11 protein-coding genes are annotated in these 18,856 nt (G+C 69.6%); 5 read left to right on the top strand and 6 right to left on the bottom strand.

From position 1 onward, the window contains the following. Positions 1 to 12 precede the first annotated feature (12 nt). Entirely contained in the window at positions 13 to 363 is a 351-nt protein-coding gene (locus tag ACFWBY_RS35695; RefSeq protein ID WP_385344103.1) for a tetratricopeptide repeat protein, read from the bottom strand. A 106-nt stretch (positions 364 to 469) separates the two neighbouring features. Here ACFWBY_RS35695 and ACFWBY_RS35690 point away from each other — a divergent pair, with 106 nt between their 5' ends. Then, a complete protein-coding gene (locus ACFWBY_RS35690) occupies positions 470 to 1,435 on the top strand; it encodes a pirin family protein (RefSeq protein ID WP_385344100.1) in 966 nt (321 codons plus the stop codon). A gap of 154 nt (positions 1,436 to 1,589) precedes the next feature. Here the strand turns inward: ACFWBY_RS35690 and ACFWBY_RS35685 are convergent, their stop codons facing one another. Together ACFWBY_RS35685 and ACFWBY_RS35680 are read right to left on the bottom strand one after the other, a co-directional pair. Beyond that, entirely contained in the window at positions 1,590 to 4,046 is a 2,457-nt protein-coding gene (locus ACFWBY_RS35685) for a hypothetical protein (protein WP_385344097.1), read from the bottom strand. 211 nt (positions 4,047 to 4,257) lie between these two features. After that, positions 4,258 to 4,974 (bottom strand): DUF6333 family protein, encoded by a 717-nt coding sequence (locus ACFWBY_RS35680; protein WP_385344093.1) that lies wholly within the window; start codon positions 4,972 to 4,974, stop codon positions 4,258 to 4,260. Positions 4,975 to 5,425: 451 nt separating this feature from the next. Here ACFWBY_RS35680 and ACFWBY_RS35675 point away from each other — a divergent pair, with 451 nt between their 5' ends. Beyond that, entirely contained in the window at positions 5,426 to 7,042 is a 1,617-nt protein-coding gene (locus tag ACFWBY_RS35675) for an MFS transporter (RefSeq protein WP_385344091.1), read from the top strand. 155 nt (positions 7,043 to 7,197) lie between these two features. Here ACFWBY_RS35675 and ACFWBY_RS35670 read toward each other — a convergent pair whose 3' ends face one another. Next, positions 7,198 to 8,613: a serine hydrolase domain-containing protein gene (locus tag ACFWBY_RS35670; RefSeq protein WP_385344088.1), complete on the bottom strand. Its 1,416-nt coding sequence runs from the start codon at positions 8,611 to 8,613 to the stop codon at positions 7,198 to 7,200. A 172-nt stretch (positions 8,614 to 8,785) separates the two neighbouring features. Then, positions 8,786 to 8,968 carry a hypothetical protein gene (locus tag ACFWBY_RS35665; protein WP_385344085.1) on the bottom strand — a complete coding sequence of 61 codons (183 nt, stop codon included), beginning with the start codon at positions 8,966 to 8,968 and terminating at the stop codon, positions 8,786 to 8,788. Between the two features lie 675 nt (positions 8,969 to 9,643). Here ACFWBY_RS35665 and ACFWBY_RS35660 point away from each other — a divergent pair. From ACFWBY_RS35660 to ACFWBY_RS35650, 3 genes are read left to right on the top strand one after another with little or no spacing between them, the layout of a single operon-like run. Beyond that, complete coding sequence (locus ACFWBY_RS35660) at positions 9,644 to 11,056, top strand: alpha/beta hydrolase (RefSeq protein WP_385344082.1); 1,413 nt, start codon at positions 9,644 to 9,646, stop codon at positions 11,054 to 11,056. 12 nt (positions 11,057 to 11,068) lie between these two features. Beyond that, entirely contained in the window at positions 11,069 to 12,673 is a 1,605-nt protein-coding gene (locus ACFWBY_RS35655) for an alpha/beta fold hydrolase (RefSeq protein WP_385344080.1), read from the top strand. 39 nt (positions 12,674 to 12,712) lie between these two features. Further along, positions 12,713 to 13,609, top strand: a complete 897-nt coding sequence (locus ACFWBY_RS35650) for a DUF4436 family protein (RefSeq protein WP_385344077.1) — start codon at positions 12,713 to 12,715, stop codon at positions 13,607 to 13,609. Positions 13,610 to 13,735: 126 nt separating this feature from the next. On the opposite strand, the gene ACFWBY_RS35645 is transcribed toward ACFWBY_RS35650, so the two are convergent. After that, the gene (locus tag ACFWBY_RS35645) at positions 13,736 to 18,829 is read right to left on the bottom strand and encodes an amino acid adenylation domain-containing protein (RefSeq protein ID WP_385409751.1); all 5,094 of its coding nucleotides are present in this window, start codon (positions 18,827 to 18,829) and stop codon (positions 13,736 to 13,738) included. Positions 18,830 to 18,856 lie beyond the last annotated feature (27 nt).

Here is an 18,856-nt window from a genome sequence, read left to right as displayed (position 1 = left end):
AACTCGGGCGGCCTACTCGGGGAAGTCCCCGGCCATCGCCGCGGCGATCCGCAGGTACGGCGCCGCCGCGGCGGCCCGACCCCGGCGCTCCAGGGTCCGGCCGAGCATGAGCTGCGCGTAGTCCTCCACGGGCCACCGCTCCAGGATGGCGCGCAGCTCGTCCTCGGCCCGGGAGAGCTGGGCGGAGTGGTAGTAGGCGCGGGCCAGCAGCAGCCGGGGCGCCAGCAGCTCGGGGGCCTCGGCGGCCACGCCGTCCAGGACCACGGCGGCCTTCGCGTACTCCTTGGCCTCGAAGAACAGCCGGCCGCGGTCCCAGCGCTCGGCCGCGGTCCCGTGCCCCAGATAGTCCTGCCGCGCGTCCATCGGATCCCTTCCGCCGTTCAGGTGCTGTGTCTGCCCGCTCCAACACGTGGAACCGGACGTACATTCCAATGACCGCGGCGACGGTGGCGGGACTAAGTTGTGCGGTATGAGCAATCTCGATCGCCAGCCCGCTCTCTCCGCCTGTGGTGGCCGCGGTTTCGTCGTGGCCGAGCCCGTGCGCGAGCTCCTGAGTCCGCGCACCGTCAAGCTCGGTGAGTCCACCGACGTGCGCCGCCTCCTGCCGAACCTGGGCCGCCGGATGGTCGGCGCCTGGTGCTTCGTCGACCACTACGGCCCGGACGACATCGCGGAGGAGCCCGGAATGGCGGTGGCACCCCACCCCCACTCGGGACTGCAGACCGTCAGCTGGCTCCACGAGGGCGAGGTGCTGCACCGCGACAGCGTCGGCAGCCTGGCGACGATCCGCCCGCGCGAGCTCGGCCTGATGACCTCCGGCCGCGGCATCAGCCACTCCGAGGAGAGCCCGAGCCCGCACCCGCGCTTCCTGCACGGCGCGCAGCTGTGGGTGGCCCTGCCGGACGCCCACCGCGAGGTGGACCCGCACTTCCAGCACCACGCGGAGCTCCCGCGGGTCACCGCCCCCGGCCTGGAGGCGACCGTCATCCTGGGCACGCTGGACACGGCGACCTCGCCCGGATCCACGTACAGCCCGATCGTCGGCGCCGACCTGACCCTGGCGGCGGGCACGCAGACCCGGCTCCCGCTGGACCCGGACTTCGAGTACGCGGTCCTGTCGATGTCGGGCGAAGCCCACGTGGACGGCGTCCCGGTCCTCCCGGGCTCCATGCTCTACCTCGGCTGCGGCCGCACGGACCTCCCCCTGCGCGCGACCTCGGACGCCGGCCTGATGCTGCTGGGCGGCGAGCCGTTCGAGGAGGAGATCGTGATGTTCTGGAACTGGATCGGGCGCAGCAACGAGGAGATCGTCCAGTTCCGCGAGGACTGGATGAACGGCACCCGCTACGGCGAGGTCAAAGGCTACGACGGCCCCCCGATCCCCGCTCCCAAACTCCCGCCGGGGCCGCTGAAGGCGCGTGGGCGGGTGCGCTGACCTGCACGTTTCATCTATCGGATGAGCGGCGGTGGGGTACGCGCCTATCAGCTGCGCTATGAGGCGAGTTCCCTCTCGCGTGCCTGAGGACAGCGGAGACTCCGGTCTCCCCGCGGGTGCGGGGAGACCGGCAGGTGGTTCATTCGGCAGGAGGCTACTCCTGCGCGGTGCGGCGGCGCCGCATCCACCACGTCAGGGTGACGCCGGCCGCTGCGAGGGCAGCGGCGACACCGGCGATGAGGCCCACCGGTGTGTTGGAGCCGGTGTCGGCGAGGTCGCCCTCGGGGTCCTCCGGTGTGGGCGGCGTGTTGTCACCGCCGCCGGGGTTGGTGGGGTCCGGGGCCGGGGTCGTCGGGGGGTTGGTCGGCTTGCCGGTGCCCGACGGGGTCGGTGTCGGGGTGGGGTCGTCGCCGGGGTCTTCGCCGCCCGGGTCCTCGCCGCTGCCGTCTGTGGCCGGGCCTCCGCCGAGGTACAAGGTGTCGAGGTCCCGGTAGGAGGCGTCATCGGACTTGCCGGAGTTGACGGTGGTGTTGTCCAGGTCCTGGTTCTGGGTGTCGAACTGGGCCTTGGGGATGTTCTGCTTGGGCTGCTTGGAGAAGTCGACGCCGCCGACGCCCTGCTTGTACAGCTTGCCGCCGTACTCCAGCTCGAACCACTCGATGCCCTCCTTGATGGACTGCATGTACGCGTCCCAGACCTTTTCACGGGTCCAGTCCTCATGCGGAGCGCGGATCGGCCAGGCCGAGACGTCGTTCGAGTCGATGATGTCGTGGAAGTCCGTCGGGGACTTGGCGTCCTGCTGACGGATGTACTCGGCGGCGACGCGGGCGTTGTAAACGGCGCGCAGCTCGGCGTACTTGGGGTCCGTGTTGACCCGCTCCTGGATGACCGGGACGATGTTGGCGTTGACCGACCGTTCGATGGCCTTCTTCTCGGCGTCCGAGAGGTCGGTGCATTCGGTGGAGCCGGGGACGGTGTAGTCGACGTCCAGCCACTGGGCGGAGACGTCCATTGGCGATTCGAGGATGTAGATCCCGCCGTCCTGCTCGCGGACCTTGGCCTCGTCGGGCTCGATCCAAAAGCGGGTACCGGGGAAGCAGGGGATGCCGTTGCGGCGCGGCGCGGTGTCCCAGTACAGCTTGCCCCCGGGATGCTTGTCGGGGTTCAGGGCCTCGGAGAAGTCGTGCTTCATGACCAGGTCGGCGTCGAGGAGGACGCGGCCGGCGTCGGTCTTGCCGAACTTGGCATCCATGACCTTGCCCGGCTGGTCCGGGTTCAGGTTGACCCAGAACTTTTCGGGGGTCAGCGCGAGCCAGGTGAACAGGGCGTCGGAGGAGAGCTGCATCCGGGCTTCGCCGCCGAAGCCGGGGTTGTTGTCCGGGTCGGGCATCTGGTCAGCGCGCATGGAGTAGCTCATGCCCTTGCCCTTTTCGAGGCCGCCGACGTACCGGAGTTCCATGGTGGTGAAGTCGACGCCGCCCGGGCCGCCCCTGGGGAGGGTGCCCCTCGGGTCGAGGCGGTTGGCGTCCCGCTGGTAGCGCTTCGCCTCTTCCAGGGTCTTCCCGGAGGACAGGGCCCGGTCGTTGGCGGGTCCGCGGGTGCCGCACGTGTTGGCACCGACCGCCGCGATCTGCGCTGTGCCGCTCTGGCAGGCGGGCGCGAACCACCGCTGATGGTCCGAATACCCCTTGATCGGGGTGGTCTTGGGCACCGGGTTGTACATGCGCTGGTTCCCGCGCACCTGCCCGGTCTTCCCATTCCGCATGGTGCGGACGTCGCGCTCCAGGTCGTCGATGAGCTTGACCTGGCCCTTGGTGAAGGGCTTCGCGCCGGTGAAGCGGAACTTGTGGTCGGGCATCGACTTGGCGACGACCCGGTCATTTGCAAGCTGCTTCGACGTCAGCTTCGAGTTCGACTTGAACTCGTTGAACTCTTTGCTCTTCTGGTTGTAGGCGTCGTACCGGCGCTCGCCGACCTTGTCGCCGTTCTTGTCGAACAGCTCGACGGTGACCTCACACAGCCAGTCCGGGCCGATCAGCTTGTAGTCCTTGACGAGCTGCCGTTCGAAGCCCGAGCCCTTGTGGTTGTTGATCTGGTTGCGGATGTACCGCTTGTCGAACCAGTGCTTGAACCCCAGGTTCTCCTTGTTCGCGAAGTACCGGGCGTAAATCTCCATCGCCCGGTCCGCAGGCTTCCCCGACGCGTTGGCTATCTTCTTCCACGCGTCGACGTTCTTGTCCAGGTCCCCGGGGACCTTCGACAGGGCCTCGGTCTTCTGGGCGGCTGTCGGTGTCTGAAGGCCGTCGTACGCCTGTCCCGGAAGGTCGAAGTCGAAGTTCCTGGGGAGGGCAGTGTCCTTGTACAGGTTCCCGGCCGGATTGTCGGGGAACCCGGAGTCCGGCGGTGTCGTCGGGGCGGTCGGGAGGCCGTTGCGGGTGTCGCAGCGCTTCCCGGATCCCGCCTTCATCTTCGCCGAGACCGGCGGCAGCTTCGGTGGTGCGGCCTCGACGGCCTGGAGCCCGGTTGTGACGATCGCGGCCGTCAGGCCGACAGCGGCCGTGAACCTGGCCGCGAAGCGCCACTTGGACGGTAAACGAATGTGTTTGTTCAAGAGCTCGTCTTTCCCTCTCCGGTGGGGCCTTGAGGGGGTGTGGGCGGCGCGTGGGCCCCCGTGACGTGTACGCGCCACCCGACCACCATAGCCCCCACCCGCCACGAACAAAGACGAGTTAAAGCGTGTCGACGAAGCGTCAACACCACGGCGCGGGGCGCCAGTTCACATGTCGCTTCCCCCGGCCCCAGGGGCACCCGCCGGCTTGCGCCTAGACGAAGTACAAGCTCTCCATGTCCCTGACCGCGTCTTCGGAGTGCCGCACACGGAACGCCGTCGTCTCCATCTCCTCCCACCCCCACGGATCCGAATGCCCGAGCGCCAAGCCCCCCAGGCCCGCCCAGTAGACCTCGTTCGCGGGCACGTCCAGGTCGACGCCGGCGTTGTCCACCATCCACCCCCTGAGATCCAGGGACGCGATCACCGCACGCGGATCGCCCGAGATGACGAACGGTTCATCATCCGGCCATCCCGATGCGTGGAACATCGCTCCGTCCGGCAACCACACGATGTTCTCGGTGTGCTCCATCCCCCCGTGGTAGGAGACCCGTCCCACGATCCGCGCATCCGGGAACCGCTCCCGCAACTCCTTCGCCGCCGACCGGAGCGGCTCGTCGTTGCCGTCGGTCGCGAACGCGGGAGTCACGATGCTCAACATGCCGCCCCACGCGGCAGCGTGCACGATGTCCAGATCAGACCGTGCTGCCGATGGGAGCGGGGTCTGCGCGGAGCGCGGCCCGAGGTCCTCCAGGACGGCCTCGATGCCCTCGAACGACTCGACGAACGCGCGTGCGCGCTCAGGGTCGTTGGGGGGCAGGTTGCGGGCGTCGACGTTGAATGGCGCCTCGAACGCTGTCAGGTGGCACAGGCTCATCGAGCCGCGCACGATCCGCTCCGGCGCAGAGGTCCAGTAGGTGTTCTCGTTCATGCGGGCCACCGTAACGGCCGGCGATGACAGAAGCGCCGCCGCCCAGCAGAAGGCAGCGCACGTCCTGATCCACGAGCTGCTCGCTCAAGGCCACTCACGCCGGGCGATCGCCCGGCACCTGGGTGGGGGCCTCAACACCGTGCTCCGATACACGAACGCCGGCCGCCGGCCGGACATCATCCGCGAGAACCAGCCGCGGCCAGCAGACCCGACCCCTACAAGCCCTACTTTCGGTGGTCTGCCACCCGGTGGCGACGGGCGCCATGACGACCTTCGGGTTGAAGCGGCCGACTACGACGCGCCGAGTGCCGGCACCTCCACGGCGGTTGCCGCACATGCTTGGGATGCGGTCGGCGGGGTCGTTCTACATGGAGTGGGCAGTCCGCCAATCGGTTGATCTGTGCGGCGGGTCGTGGATGCGCCCGCCGGGTTTGCTGGGACGATCCCGCCCATGGCATCGAGGGCAGGCTCTGTCGAGAGTTCGGCAGCATCGCGGGTCGTCTTGCTGACGCTCTCGGCCGGTCAGTTCCTGATGGCGCTCGACAGCTCGGTCATGAACGTCTCGATCGCGACGGTGGCCGAGGACGTGGGCACGACCGTGTCGGGCATCCAGGGCGCGATCACCGCCTACACCCTCGTGATGGCGATGTTCATGATCCCCGGCGGCAAGGTCGGGGCGCTGATCGGCCGCAAACGCGCGTTCCTGATCGGCTGCTGCATCTACGGGGCCGGCTCTCTCACCACGGCGCTCGCACCGAATCTGCTCGTACTCCTGCTCGGCTGGGCGCTCCTCGAAGGCATCGGGGCGGCTCTGATCCTGCCCGCGATCGTGGCGCTGGTGGCCGGCAACTTCGTACCCGAACGCCGTCCCGCCGCCTACGGACTCGTCGCGGCGGCGGGAGCCGTGGCGATCGCGGTCGGGCCGCTCATCGGCGGTGTTGCGACGACGTACTTCTCCTGGCGGTGGGTCTTCGCAGGAGAAGTGCTGGTGGTGCTCGGCATCCTGGTCCTGGCCCGACGCATCGCCGACGCCCCGGTCGGCGAACGCAAGCGCATCGATCTCGTCGGCGCCGTGCTGTCCGCGCTCGGGCTCGGGCTCTTCGTCTACGGAGTGCTCCGCTCTGACGAATGGGGCTGGTTCCAGCCGAAGCCCAACGCGCCCTCGTGGCTCGCGGTCTCGCTGGTCGTGTGGCTGATGCTGGCAGGTCTGCTGCTGATCTGGCTCTTCCTGCGCTGGGAAGCCCGCCTCGTGGAACATCGCAGGGACCCGCTCATCGACCCGGGGCTGCTGCAGAACAAGCAGCTCACCGGCGGGCTGACGATGTTCTTCTTCCAGTACCTCGTGCAGATGGGCGTGTTCTTCGTCGTACCGCTCTACCTGTCGGTCGCCCTCGGCCTGTCCGCACTGCAGACCGGTGCCCGCCTCCTGCCGCTGTCGGTGACCCTGCTGGCGGCCGCGGTCCTGATCCCCCGCTTCCTCCCGGACGTCTCGCCGCGGCGGGTGGTACGGCTCGGGGTCCTCGCCCTGCTCGCGGGGGCGGTGGTCCTTATGGCCGCGCTCGACGTCGGCGCCGGTGCGGAGGTCGTCACCGTCCCCCTGCTGCTGATCGGGCTCGGGATGGGCGCGCTGGCGTCCCAGCTCGGGTCGGTCACCGTGTCCGCGGTACCGGAAGAGAAGAGCGCAGAGGTCGGCGGCGTCCAGAACGCCGTCACCAACCTCGGCGCCTCGATCGGCACGGCACTCGCCGGATCAGTCATGATCGCCGCGCTCGCGAGTTCCTTCCTGACCAGCATCCAGCAGAATCCGGCGATTCCGGACAGCGTCAAGAGCGAGGCCACCGTCAAGATCCAAAGCGGCGCGCCGTTCCTGTCGGACGCGCAGCTCAAGACGGCCCTCGACGAAGCCGGCACCAGCAGCGAGGTGACCCAGGACGCGCTGGACGCGAACGCCGCGGCACGACTCGACGGGCTCCAGGCCGCGCTCGCCATCCTCGCCCTCGCCGCCCTGCTCGCGTTGTTCTTCACCCACCGCATCCCGACGACCCAGCCCCGCTCGACACAGCCCTAGACGGCGTGGCAGGTCGAAAACCTCGCAGTCCGGCTACCGTGGCAGGTGGGGCCCAGGGTGATGCGGCCGATGCCCGTGAGCGTCGCCGGCCGGCCTCCCGGCCAGGCTGGCGCCGATCCACCACGCCCAGCGTCTGGTGACCTCGCTCAATACACCTAGCGGGACTCCCGGCTCTGCGGGCCGGGGTCGTCGTGGTCGGTGACGGTGGGGTAGGAGACCCCCGCGTAGACCTGGTTGAGGATCGTGGGCAGCAGGGCCATGGCCGCCGCCTTCGCGTCGAGCGAGACGGTCAGGTTCGCCCAGACGACCAGGGTGACGTCGTTGTCCGGGTCGTGGCCGATGAAGGAGTTGAAGCCGGGGAGCTCGCCTCCGTGGAAGTACATCGAGGCCTGCGGGGTGAAGCGCTGGTAGGCGATTCCGTAGCCGTAATTCTGGGCTTCGGGAGCGGCCGGATCCTGGGGCCGCGGGCTGTCCAGCCAGCGTTTCTGGGAGGCGGGGTCGAGGACCTTGCCCGTAACGAGCGCTTTGATCCAGGTGGCCATGTCGTCCGCCGTGGAGATGACGCCGCCCGCGGCGGTGGCATAGGAGGAGTTCTGGTGGGTGTAGTCCAGCGGTTTCAGCTTCCCCGAGCGTGCCGCGGCCCGTACGTCGGCGGGGTAGGGCTCGTCGGTCATGGCGTGCGCGGAACCTCCGTACATGTAGCCGTGCGCGTACGGCGCGGGCAGGGAGGTGTCGTGGGTGTCCGGGAGCGAGGTGCCGGCGAGGCCGAGCGGGGTGAACAGCCGGTCCCGGAACTGCTGGGCGAGCGGGCGGCCGCCGGCCTTCTCCGCGACGAGGCCCAACAGCGCGTAGTTGGTGTTGTTGTACGCGTACTCCGCGTCGGGGGCGGCGTCCGGGGCGTGGCGGAAGGCGATGTCGAGGACCTCCTGCGGGGTCCACGCCTTGCCCGGGTCGGCGTCGAGGGCCGCCGAGAACTCGGGCGCGTCGGTGTAGTTGTACAGCCCGCTGCGCATCTCCAGCAGCTCGGCGATGGTGATCCTCGCGCCGTCGGGCACACCCGGCACGTAGTCGGACACCGGGTCGGTGAGGCGGACCTTGCCGTCCTGGACGAGGAGTTGGATCAGCGACGAGGTCATGGTCTTGGTGTTGGAGGCGATCCTGAAGTGGTCGGCGGTGGTGGGGGGCCGGTCCTTGCCGAGTTCGGCCGTGCCCGTGAGCACGCGGAAGGTGCCCTGCGGGGTGCGGAGCAGGACCACCACGCCCGGCACCATCAGCTCCTTCGCCGCCGCGTCGACGGCGGACCGCAGCGCGGCCGGATCGATGGGCTTGAGGGCCGGCCCGGCCGTGGGAGCGGACGGGTCGGACGGGACTGGTGCGGGATCGGCCGCGCCGGCGGCGAAAGGAGGTGCGGCAGCCGACGCCTCGGGAGCCGCCAGGGGCATCCCGCAGACCGCGATGAGCAGCGCCGCCCCCGGGGCGAGCACGGCGGACCGGACCCGGGCGCGGCGGGCGCGGCGGGCGCGGTGCGCGGTGGCGGGGTCGGTCGTCGCGTCGGCGTGGAAGGTCCTCATGCCGGATCACACCTCGGGCTCGGGGCTCGGCGGTCGGGTACCGCGGCGAGGGGGAGGGCGAGGGAAGAGCAGGGCGCGGCGGACGCGGCACAGCCGAAAGACATCACCTAGTGAGCGTGAGCAATGTCCTATTTTAGCAGCCGTGGCCCCATCGACTTGGTGGGGCCACAAGTCAGAGGTTGTCCCAGAACCGGCGCCAGAAGTTGGCGCGCACGTCGCTGATCCAGTGCGCGGTGTCGCAGTGGAGCTTGCGCACCACCGGGAAGCGCTGCGGTACGGGGCGTCCGCACCACTGGCACGGCCTCGTGCGCCGTGCCGAGGGGCCCGGCGCGCCTGCGGGGTCGGTCTCGGTCATGGCCCCAGTGAACAGGCCCCCGGCGCGCGGTACCACGGTGCCCGTACTCAGGCCCCCTGTGCGTGATACTCACACCGCGCCCCCAATCCATCTCGCGACGACGCCTGGCGCGCCGTCGGCTCGGGAGCCAGGGCCTCGCTCGTGCCGGCCGGCGGTCACTGCGGTGACCGTGGTCAGTCCTGGGTCCAGTCGCCGCGATGTACCAGGCTCTTGTCGGGGAAAGGGAGGACTCCCGCCCCGTACCGCCCTTCTTCGATTCCACGCGCGCAGGACGTCGCCCACACTCACCGCTCCCTCCGTGACCCCGGCGAGCAGTTCCGGTCCACCGATGCGGCCGGTGCGGTAATTGCCGGCGAAAATGCTTGCCCGGAGGGTCTTGTGGCTGTGAGACGGGGGGGCGGCCCTGGCCACGGGCCGCCACTACCCCGGGTGCGCGCAGAGCAGCCACCCGGTAGCGTCGAGAGGGTACGTTCCGCCCAAACGCTGCGGCCTGGCCCGGCAGGGCCGCCGCCGATGTCGGCAGAAGAACGAGACCACATGCCAAAGCACAGAATCCCCGCAGTGAGTGCCGGGGCAGCTCTGGTCTGCCTGGCAGCATTCGGCCCCACACCCGGTAGCACCGCGTCAGCACCTGCCCAGACCGCCGGGGAGCCCAGCGCGGTAGCCTCCCGGTTCGTGGCGGGCGCCTGTCCGAAGCCGCCCGAGCCCATCGAAGCGCTGAGTGACGCACAGTGCGGCTTCCTCGAGGTCCCCGAGAACCGCTCCCGCCCCGACAGCCGCACCATCAAGCTGGCGGTTGCGCGCATCCCGGCCACCTCGGCGAAGCCCGCACAGGATCCTGTGGTGTTCATGGCGGGCGGCCCCGGTGCCGACACGTTCGACGACATTCCGTTCCTCGTCGACTCCGGCCTGAACAAGGACCGCGAACTGATCATCATGGCCCAGCGCGGCAACCTCTACGACCAGCCGAACCTCGCCTGTCCGGAGATCGACCGGTTCAACGCGCAGGCCGTGGGCCTGGGCTATGACGCACAGCAGGCGGAACAGATCATGCTGAAGGCGGTCACGGACTGCCGGGCCCGCCTCGTGGACGACGGAGTCGACCTCAGCGCCTACAACAGCACGGAGAACGCCGCAGACTTCGCCGATTTGCGCAACGCGCTGGGCATCTCCCAGTGGAACGTCTACGGGTACTCCTACGGCAGCAACCTGGCCCTCACGTACCTGCGCCTGCACCCCGAGGGAATCCGCGCGGTGGCGATCGACTCGGTCGCACCTTCCCAGTTCGTGACCCTGCCGTGGACATGGGGCAGCACCGCCGAGGGAATCCACAACATTTTCGAGGCGTGCGCGGCGCAGCCCGCCTGCAAGGACCGGTACCCGGACCTTCCCGGACTCCTGACGGAGCAGGTCCGCAAGCTGGAGGCGCAGCCCCTGACGCTGAACGTGGTGCCGCCGGACGGTGGGAAGGCGGTCAAGACCGTCCTCGACGGGGGCGCGCTGCTGAATCTGATCGTCGCCTTCACTCCCCGGCCCAAGGACATGCCCGCAGCGCTCGAGGAACTCAGCAAGGGGAACCCGGAGCGCTTCGCGCAGGCCCGCGCGGCCGGCTCGGTCCAGAAGGTCGGCGATTTCGCGCACGGCCTGACGAACTCGATCGCGTGCAGTGAATGGGCTCCGGGGTACTCGGAATCCGACGTGCTGAAGGCGGGGCAGAAGGCCTTCCCCGGCTGGCCGGACACGGTCCTGGCCCAGGCTCCGCAGCTGCCCTTCCAGTACCCGATGTGCGGGATCTGGAACGTTCCGGACCGCGCGTCCGTCCAGCGGGTGCCCACGTTCAGCTCGGTGCCGGCCCTTGTCGTCTCCGGCACGTTCGACGTGAAGACCGGAGCGAGTTGGGCGCAGGGCGTGGCCCGCAACCTGTCCAACTCGACCTCCGTGCAGGTCCCCGGAATCGGCCACTGGGTGGTCCCGCAGTCGCCCTGCGCGCAAAGCGTGCTGGCTTCGTTCCTCGCTCGCCCGACCGCGCCCGACACCGGTTGCGTGGACGATCTCGAGCCCCAGCCCTTCACGATCATCCCGAAATAGCCGGGAGTGCAGATGACCCGCCACCAAGCGCCCCGTCGTCGGCGCACCGCACGACGGCTCCTGGCCACGTCGGCCGGCGTGGCGACAGGTCTCCTCGTCACCGGCCTGCTCACCGCGCCCGCCCAGGCGCAGGCCCGCACCGACGACGGCACCGCAGCGCCGACCGGCACGGTCGCCCGGACGGTGGGGGACGCCGGCTTCACACCGGGCCCCTGCCCGAAGACGGCGGAACCGATCGAGGAGCTGAAGGAGGCCCGCTGCGGAACGCTCACCGTGCCCGAGAACCGCGCCAAACCAAGCAGTCGAACGATCAGACTCGGTGTCGCGATCGTGCCGGCCGTGGCCGGCACACCGAAACCCGACCCCATCGTGTGGCTCGCGGGCGGACCCGGAGACGATGCGGTGGGAGAGGCGAAGATGGCCGTCGACGCCGGCCTGAACCGCGACCGGGACGTGATCTTCATGTCCCAGCGCGGAACGTACTCCGCCGACCCGGAGCTCCTCTGCCCCAACATCGACGAGTTCAACGGACAGGTGGTCAGCCTCGTCTACGACGCTCCGTCCACCCAACGCCTGCACGTCGATGCCACGAAGACCTGCCGCGACAAGCTGGCGGCCCGCGGGATAGACCTCAGTGCCTACAACGACACGGAGAGCGCCGCCGATTACGCGGACCTGCGCACCGCACTGGGCATCGAGCAGTGGAACCTGTACGGCATCTCCTACGGCACCCACCTGGCGCTGGTCTCCATGCGCCTGCACCCCGAAGGTCTCCGCTCGGTGGGCATCGACGGCATCCTGCCGCCGTCCAGGTCCGGGTCGGCCTCGACCTGGAGCAGCTTCCGGCAGGGCGTCGACGGCCTGTTCAAGGCCTGCGCGGACCAGCCTGCCTGCAACAAGCGCTACCCGAACCTGCCGGCCACCTTCGAGAAGCTCGTCAGCGACCTCGAAGCCAAGCCGGTCACCACCACCGTCACGGTCCCCGGCAACGACAAGCCGGTGAAGGTCGTGCTGGACGGCGGGACCTTGGTGAACTGGCTCACCTCCGCCACCCACACGGCGGAGGCCGTACCCCTCTCCATCGACGAGCTGGCGAACGGCAACCCGCAGCGGATCGCCCAGCAGTGGGCGGGCTGGCGGCTCAACCCCAAGGGCATCGGCGTGGTTTCGCACGGTCTGGCCTACGGCATCTTCTGCAGTGAGTGGACGCCGTACGAGAGCAAGGACGCGGCGCTCCAGGGCGGACAGGCAGAGTTCCCGTCGTTCCCCCGCTCGGTGCAGGCCCAAGCCCCGCTGCTCACCTTCCTCCATCCGGACTGCGATGTCTGGAACGTTCCCCCGGCTGCGCCCTCGATCCGCGACGTCACGCGCAGCGACATCCCCACCCTCGCCCTGTCGGGTGCGTTCGACGCCCAGACCGGGGCGGACAACGGACCGTACGTCGCCCGCACGCTGAGCAAGTCCAAGGTCGTCACGATCCCCTACGAGCCGCACGTGGTGATCGCCACGTCGGAGTGTGCCCAGGAGATCGCCGTCTCGTTCTTCGAGAACCCGGACGCCCCGAAGACCGAATGCCTGAAGAGCCTTGAGGCGCCGGAGTTCAAGACCGCGCCCTGAAACCGCTCGTGCTCCGCTTCCCACCTCGTCGGAGTCACCATGGCCCCAACCTGGGAATCACGTCGCCCACGCCGCTCCGGGGCCTCGATCCTGCCGGTCCTGCTTCCCATCGCGGTCCTGATCCTGGTGGCGGTGTCCGTGGGGTCGTGGCTCCAGTTCTCCGAGCGGCAGGCGATGGACACGGTTCACTCGGTCGGATCCCAGGCCGCCGACAGGGTGGACGTGGAGGCCACCGTCCAACACGTCGATGCCGCGGCCAGAGAGCTGGTGCTGCGGGTCCGGGTCACCCCGCGCGGGACCCTCGGCGAGGAGGAGGGGACCGCCCCGGTGGCCGATCTCGGCCTCCAGACTTCCGCGCAGACCGTCGGCGACCTTGAGTTCGAGGCGCACGAGCGGCTCACGATCAGAGACGTGCAGGTCGCGATCACGGATGGATCGATCACCGACTACCCGTTCGACACCTACGAGACCGACATCGAGTTCCGGGCCCAGCTGGGCGGCAAGGAGGTGCCGGTGCGGATGCTGTTCTCCAACAACGACACACTCTTCTCGGTCTCCGCGACACCCACGCCGTCCGAGCAAGAGGCTGCCGGCGTGGCGCTGGGGCTGGGACTGGCCCGATCGGGCAGCCTGCTCGTCTTCGCGGTCTTCATGATGATCGTGATGTGGGCGCTGGCGGCATCCGTGCTCATCGGGGCCTGGTACCTGACGACCCGCCGAGAGGGCCTGGTCTGGGCCGCCCTCGGCTGGATGGCCGCCACCCTGTTCGCCCTCTCGGCCTTCCGCAACAACGCCCCCGGCACACCCCCGATCGGCTGCGTGATGGACTGGTTCGCCTTCCTGTGGGCCGAGACCGTCATCGCCCTCTGCCTGATCGCCGTGGTCGTCACCGGCGTCCGCACCGCCCTGCGACACGACGACATCCATCCCACCTGAACGTTGCTGCGGAAGGGTGCCCGCACTGGTCTCCCGGCCGGAACGGCATAGTGACCGCTGGTGCCACGGCAGTCCGCCGGGCGCGGGGCCGGATGGGAACCTGGCCCCGCGCCGGTCAGACGGCGGTCAGCGACCCGCGTCCCCGGACTCCCTGCTGTAGGCGTCCTCGATGACCTCGCAGATGGTGCGGACCGGCTCAGGCCCGAACACACCCGTGTGGTCGGATGCCACGGGGTGACGGAACACCTGCCCGCCGATGTACGGGGCCCAGGCCAGCGCCTTGTCGATGCCGTACATCGGATTGTCTACGGCGTCGAAGAGCACCGCGTCTCCGTCGAAGACACCTGGTTCGAACTCGGTGATCAGGCGGACGTGGTTGAGATAGACGTCGACGAGCCGCTCCACGACCGCCGGCTCGAAGTGGGCCCCGCCGCCGGTCTCCTGGCGCACCGCCTGCGCGGCCTCCTCCCGCGTCGGCCGCCACCTGGCTTCCGCGGCCTGCTTCTCGGGCAGCGGTATGACGTCCAGCAGGCCGAGAAGGGACACTTCCTCGCCCTGCTGCTGCAGCTGTACCGCCATGGCGTGGGCGACGAGGCCACCGAAGGACCAGCCGAGCAGGTGATATGGACCGCTCGCCTGCACGGAACGGATCCGGGTGACGTAGTCCTCGGCCATCTCGTCGAGTGTGCGGGCCGGCTCTTCGTGTTCGCCGACGCCGCGTGCCTGGAGCCCGTACACGGGGTGGTCGACGCCGAGCTCCCTGCCGACCGCGTAGTACGACCAGCTCAGACCGCCGGACGGGTGGATGCAGAAGAGCGGGGCGCGGGTACCGCTGGTGCGGATCGGGAACAGCGTGCTGTAGTCGTCCGACCCCGAGGCGGTGTCGATGATTTCGGCGAGCGCCGCCGGGCTCGGCGAGCGGAACAGGTCCTGGACTCCGACCCTGGTGTCCAGGACCTGCTGGATGCGGCGTAGCAGCATGGTGGCGAGGAGGGAGTGGCCTCCGAGGTCGAAGAAGCTGTCGTCGACGCCGACGTGTTGCACGCCGAGGATGTCGGCGAACAGGCCGCACAGGATTTCCTCCCGTACGGTGCGGGGGGCGCGGCCCTTGCCGTCGGCCGTGGTCTCGGGTGCCGGCAGGGCGCGGCGGTCCACTTTTCCGTTCGCCGTCAGAGGGAATGCGTCCAGGACCACTACCGCCGACGGTACGCAGTACTCGGGCAACAGCCCCGCCGTGAACTCGCGCACGGTCGGGGCTTCGACTTCGGTGCCTGTGGCGGGGGTGACGTAGGCGACGAGTCGGCGGTCGTCGGTGTGGTCTTCCCGGACGCAGACCACTGCTTGGCCGACGCCGGGGCAGGATGCTACGGCTGCTTCGACTTCGCCCAGTTCGATGCGGTGTCCGCGGATCTTGACCTGGTCGTCGATGCGGCCGACGAACTCCAATTGGCCGTCCGCGCGCCACCGTACCTGGTCGCCGGTGCGGTACATCCGGGCGCCCTCGGCCGAGAACGGATCGGCGACGAACCGTGAGGCCGTCACTGCGGCGCGCCCCACGTAGCCGCGTGCCAGGCCGGCGCCGCTCACGTACAACTCACCGACCATTCCCACGCCCACCGGCCGCAGCCCGCCATCCAGTACGTAGACCCGCGTGTTCCAGATCGGCCGGCCGATGCCGGGTTGTCCTGTCCCGGTGAGCGGCCGGCTCATGGTGGCGCACACGGTCGTCTCGGTGGGGCCGTAGGCGTTGATCAGACGACGGTCGGACCAGATGCCGGCGGTCTTCTCGGACAAGGCTTCGCCCGCCGCGATCAGTGTCCGGAGCGTGCCGTGCTCGGCCGGGTCGAGCACGCCGAGCACTGCGGGCGGCAGGGTCGCGTGGGTCACCTCGTGCCGTGCGATGAGCTCCGTGAGCCCGGGGCCGGGGAGCATGCCGTCGGGCCGCAGGACGAGTGAGGCGCCGGAAAGCAGGGCCATGGCGATCTCGGAGACGGACGCGTCGAAACTCAGGGACGCGAACTGCAGCACACGGCTGGCGGCGTCCACCTGGAAGCGGTCGATCTGCGCGGCGGCGAGAGCGGCGAGACCGGAGTGCTCCACCATGACGCCCTTGGGGGTTCCGGTGGAGCCGGAGGTGAAGATGACGTACGCGAGCTGGGACGAGGTCAGCCGGCCGCCACGCTCGTCGTCCGTGAGGTCGCTGCCGGGCCGGGCCGCGATGGTCTCCTCGGTGCGCGGGTCGTCGATCACCACGATGCTCGGGACAGCTTCTGCGCCGTCCGGGCTTCCGTCGTGACCGCGTGCTGCCAGGGCCTTCTCCAGCAGCGGTGCCGAGCCGGACAGGGTGAGGACGGCGACCGCGTCGGTGTCCTGGACGAGCTGGGTGATCCTGGCGGCCGGGAGGCCGGGATCAACGGGCAGGTAGACGGCTCCGGCCTTCATCACGCCGAGCAGTGCCGCCAGCGCGTCCACGGACCGTGGCAGGGCGACGGCCACGACGTCTTCGCGCCCGCCGCCCAGGGCCCTGAGATGCCGTGCGAGGCGGTTGGCGCGTTCGTTCAGCTGCGCGTACGTGGTGTCGACGGCCCCGCGTACGGCGATGGCCTGCGGGGTGCGGCGCACCTGCTCCTCGAAGAGTGCGGGCAGGGGCCGGGAGTCCACCTCCTGCCCGGTGTCGTTCCAGAGCCGCACGACGGATTCGAGCTCGGGCGCGTCCAGCAGGTCGAGGTCGGTGATCCGCCGCTCCGGGGCGCCGACGGCGGCGCGCAGCAGGCAGCTCAGCCGGACGCCGATGCGGCGGACGGTCTCCGGGTCGAAGAGGTCCACTGCGTATTCGAGGGCGCCGTCGATGCCCGCGGGGGTTCCGTCCTCGGCCTGTCGCTCCCGGAGGTGGAAGCTCAGGTCGACCTTCGCGGTGCCCGCGTCGGTCAGGTCCTCGTCGATGTGGGCGGTGAGGTGCGGGAGGGTGAGGGGCGGCCGTTCGGTGCCGTCGAAGTTGAGGACGACTTGGAACAGGGGGTGGTGGGATGCCGAGCGGTGGGGGTTGACGATCTCGACGAGGCGCTCGAAGGGGAGGTCTTGGTGGTCGTAGGCGGCCAGGGCGGTGGTGCGGGTGAGCTGTACGAGTTCGCGGAAGGTGGGGTCGCCGTCCCATTTGACGCGCAGTGGGAGCTGGTTCACGAAGAAGCCGACCAGCTCGTCGAGCGACTCGTCGGGGCGTCCCGCGACCGGGGTGCCGATCGGGATGTCGCTGGAACCGGTCAGCTGGGACAGCAGCGCCACCACGGCGGCGTGGACCACCATGAAGGGCGTCGCGTTGGCGTCCCGCGCGAACTGGAGCAGTGCGCCGTGCAATTCGGCATCCAGGGCGAACTCCTCCCAGGCGCCACGGTTGGAGGGCGCCGCGGGGCGCATCCGGTCCAGCGGGAGGTTGAGTTCTTCCGGCGCTCCGTCGAGGGCGGTGCGCCAGTACGCGACCTGCCGCGCCAGTGCGCTGTCCGGGTCCTCCTCCGCACCGAACCATTGCTGCTGCCAGACGGCGAAGTCGGCGTACTGGGCGGGCAGTTGACCGAGAGGAGATGCGTGCCCCTCGGCTCGGGCGGTGTAGGCGGTGGACAGGTCGCGGAACAGGGGTCCCATCGACCAGCCGTCCGCGGCGATGTGGTGCAGCAGCAGGAGCAGTACCCATTCGCCCTCGCCGGCCGAGAACAGGGTGGCCCGCAAGGGCCGGTCCCGGCGGAGGTCGAACCGGTGTCCCGCCGCGTCCCGGACCGCGGCTTCCAGTTCTGCGCCGTTCACGTGCACGACCGGCAGTTCGACGTCCGAGGCGTTCAGGATCACCTGCCGCGGCACCCCCGCCTCCTCGGGGAGTACGGTCCGAAGTACCTCGTGCCGCAGGACCACATCGCCCAACGCGGCGCGCAGTGCCGACACGTCGAGCTCACCCGACAGCCGCAACACGATGGGCATGTTGTAGGTCGGGCTCGGTCCTTCGAGCTGCTGCATGAACCACAACTGCCGCTGCGGGAAGGAAAGCGGCAGCACATCCGGCCTCTCACCCTCCCGCACCCGCGACCGGACCGCCCGCGCACCCTCCAACCGCTCCGCCAGACCCGCGACGGTGCGTGCCTCCAGCAGCGCACCGATCGACACGTCCACGCCCAGAACGGAACGCACACGGCCGACAAGCCTGATGGCGAGGAGGGAGTGGCCTCCGAGGTCGAAGAAGCTGTCGTCGACGCCGACGTGTTGCACGCCGAGGATGTCGGCGAACAGGCCGCACAGGATTTCCTCCCGTACGGTGCGGGGGGCGCGGCCCTTGCCGTCGGCCGTGGTCTCGGGTGCCGGCAGGGCGCGGCGGTCCACTTTTCCGTTCGCCGTCAGAGGGAATGCGTCCAGGACCACTACCGCCGACGGTACGCAGTATTCCGGCAACAGCCCCGCCGTGAACTCGCGCACGGTCGGGGCTTCGACTTCGGTGCCTGTGGCGGGGGTGACGTAGGCGACGAGTCGGCGGTCGTCGGTGTGGTCTTCCCGGACGCAGACCACTGCTTGGCCGACGCCGGGGCAGGATGCTACGGCTGCTTCGACTTCGCCGAGTTCGATGCGGTGTCCGCGGATCTTGACCTGGTCGTCGATGCGGCCGACGAACTCCAATTGGCCGTCCGCGCGCCACCGTACCTGGTCGCCGGTGCGGTACATCCGGCCTCCCTGGGTCGAGAACGGGTCGGCGACGAACCGTGAGGCCGTCACTGCGGCGCGCCCCACGTAGCCGCGTGCCAGGCCGGCGCCGCTCACGTACAACTCACCGACCATTCCCACGCCCACCGGCCGCAGCCCGCCATCCAGTACGTAGACCCGTGCGTTGTGGATCGGTCGGCCGATGGGAACGACGGCGCCCTCGACGACGTCATCGGGCTCCGCCACGAAGGCCACACAGCCCACCGTGGTCTCCGTGGGACCGTACTCGTTCACCACGCGAACACCCGGTGACGAGGCGCGCCACTGCTCGAGCACGGCCGATGTCAACTGCTCACCGCCCACGACCAATTCGGCGGCCGAAGAGACGCGCTCGGGCCATCCCTCCAGCAATGCCGCGTGGCTCGGCGTCACCTTCAGCCAGTCGACGTGGTCTCCCGCGGGAATCCGTCCTTCTTGCAGGGACACCAACTCGACGCGGCCGCCCGACACCAACGGCACGAACAGGCTCGTCACCGACATGTCGAACGCGGCCGAGGAATGCACCAA

It is taken from the genome of Streptomyces sp. NPDC060049 (assembly GCF_042736715.1).
Classification (GTDB): domain Bacteria; phylum Actinomycetota; class Actinomycetes; order Streptomycetales; family Streptomycetaceae; genus Streptomyces.
This window is presented reverse-complemented; position numbering and strand designations above follow the sequence as displayed.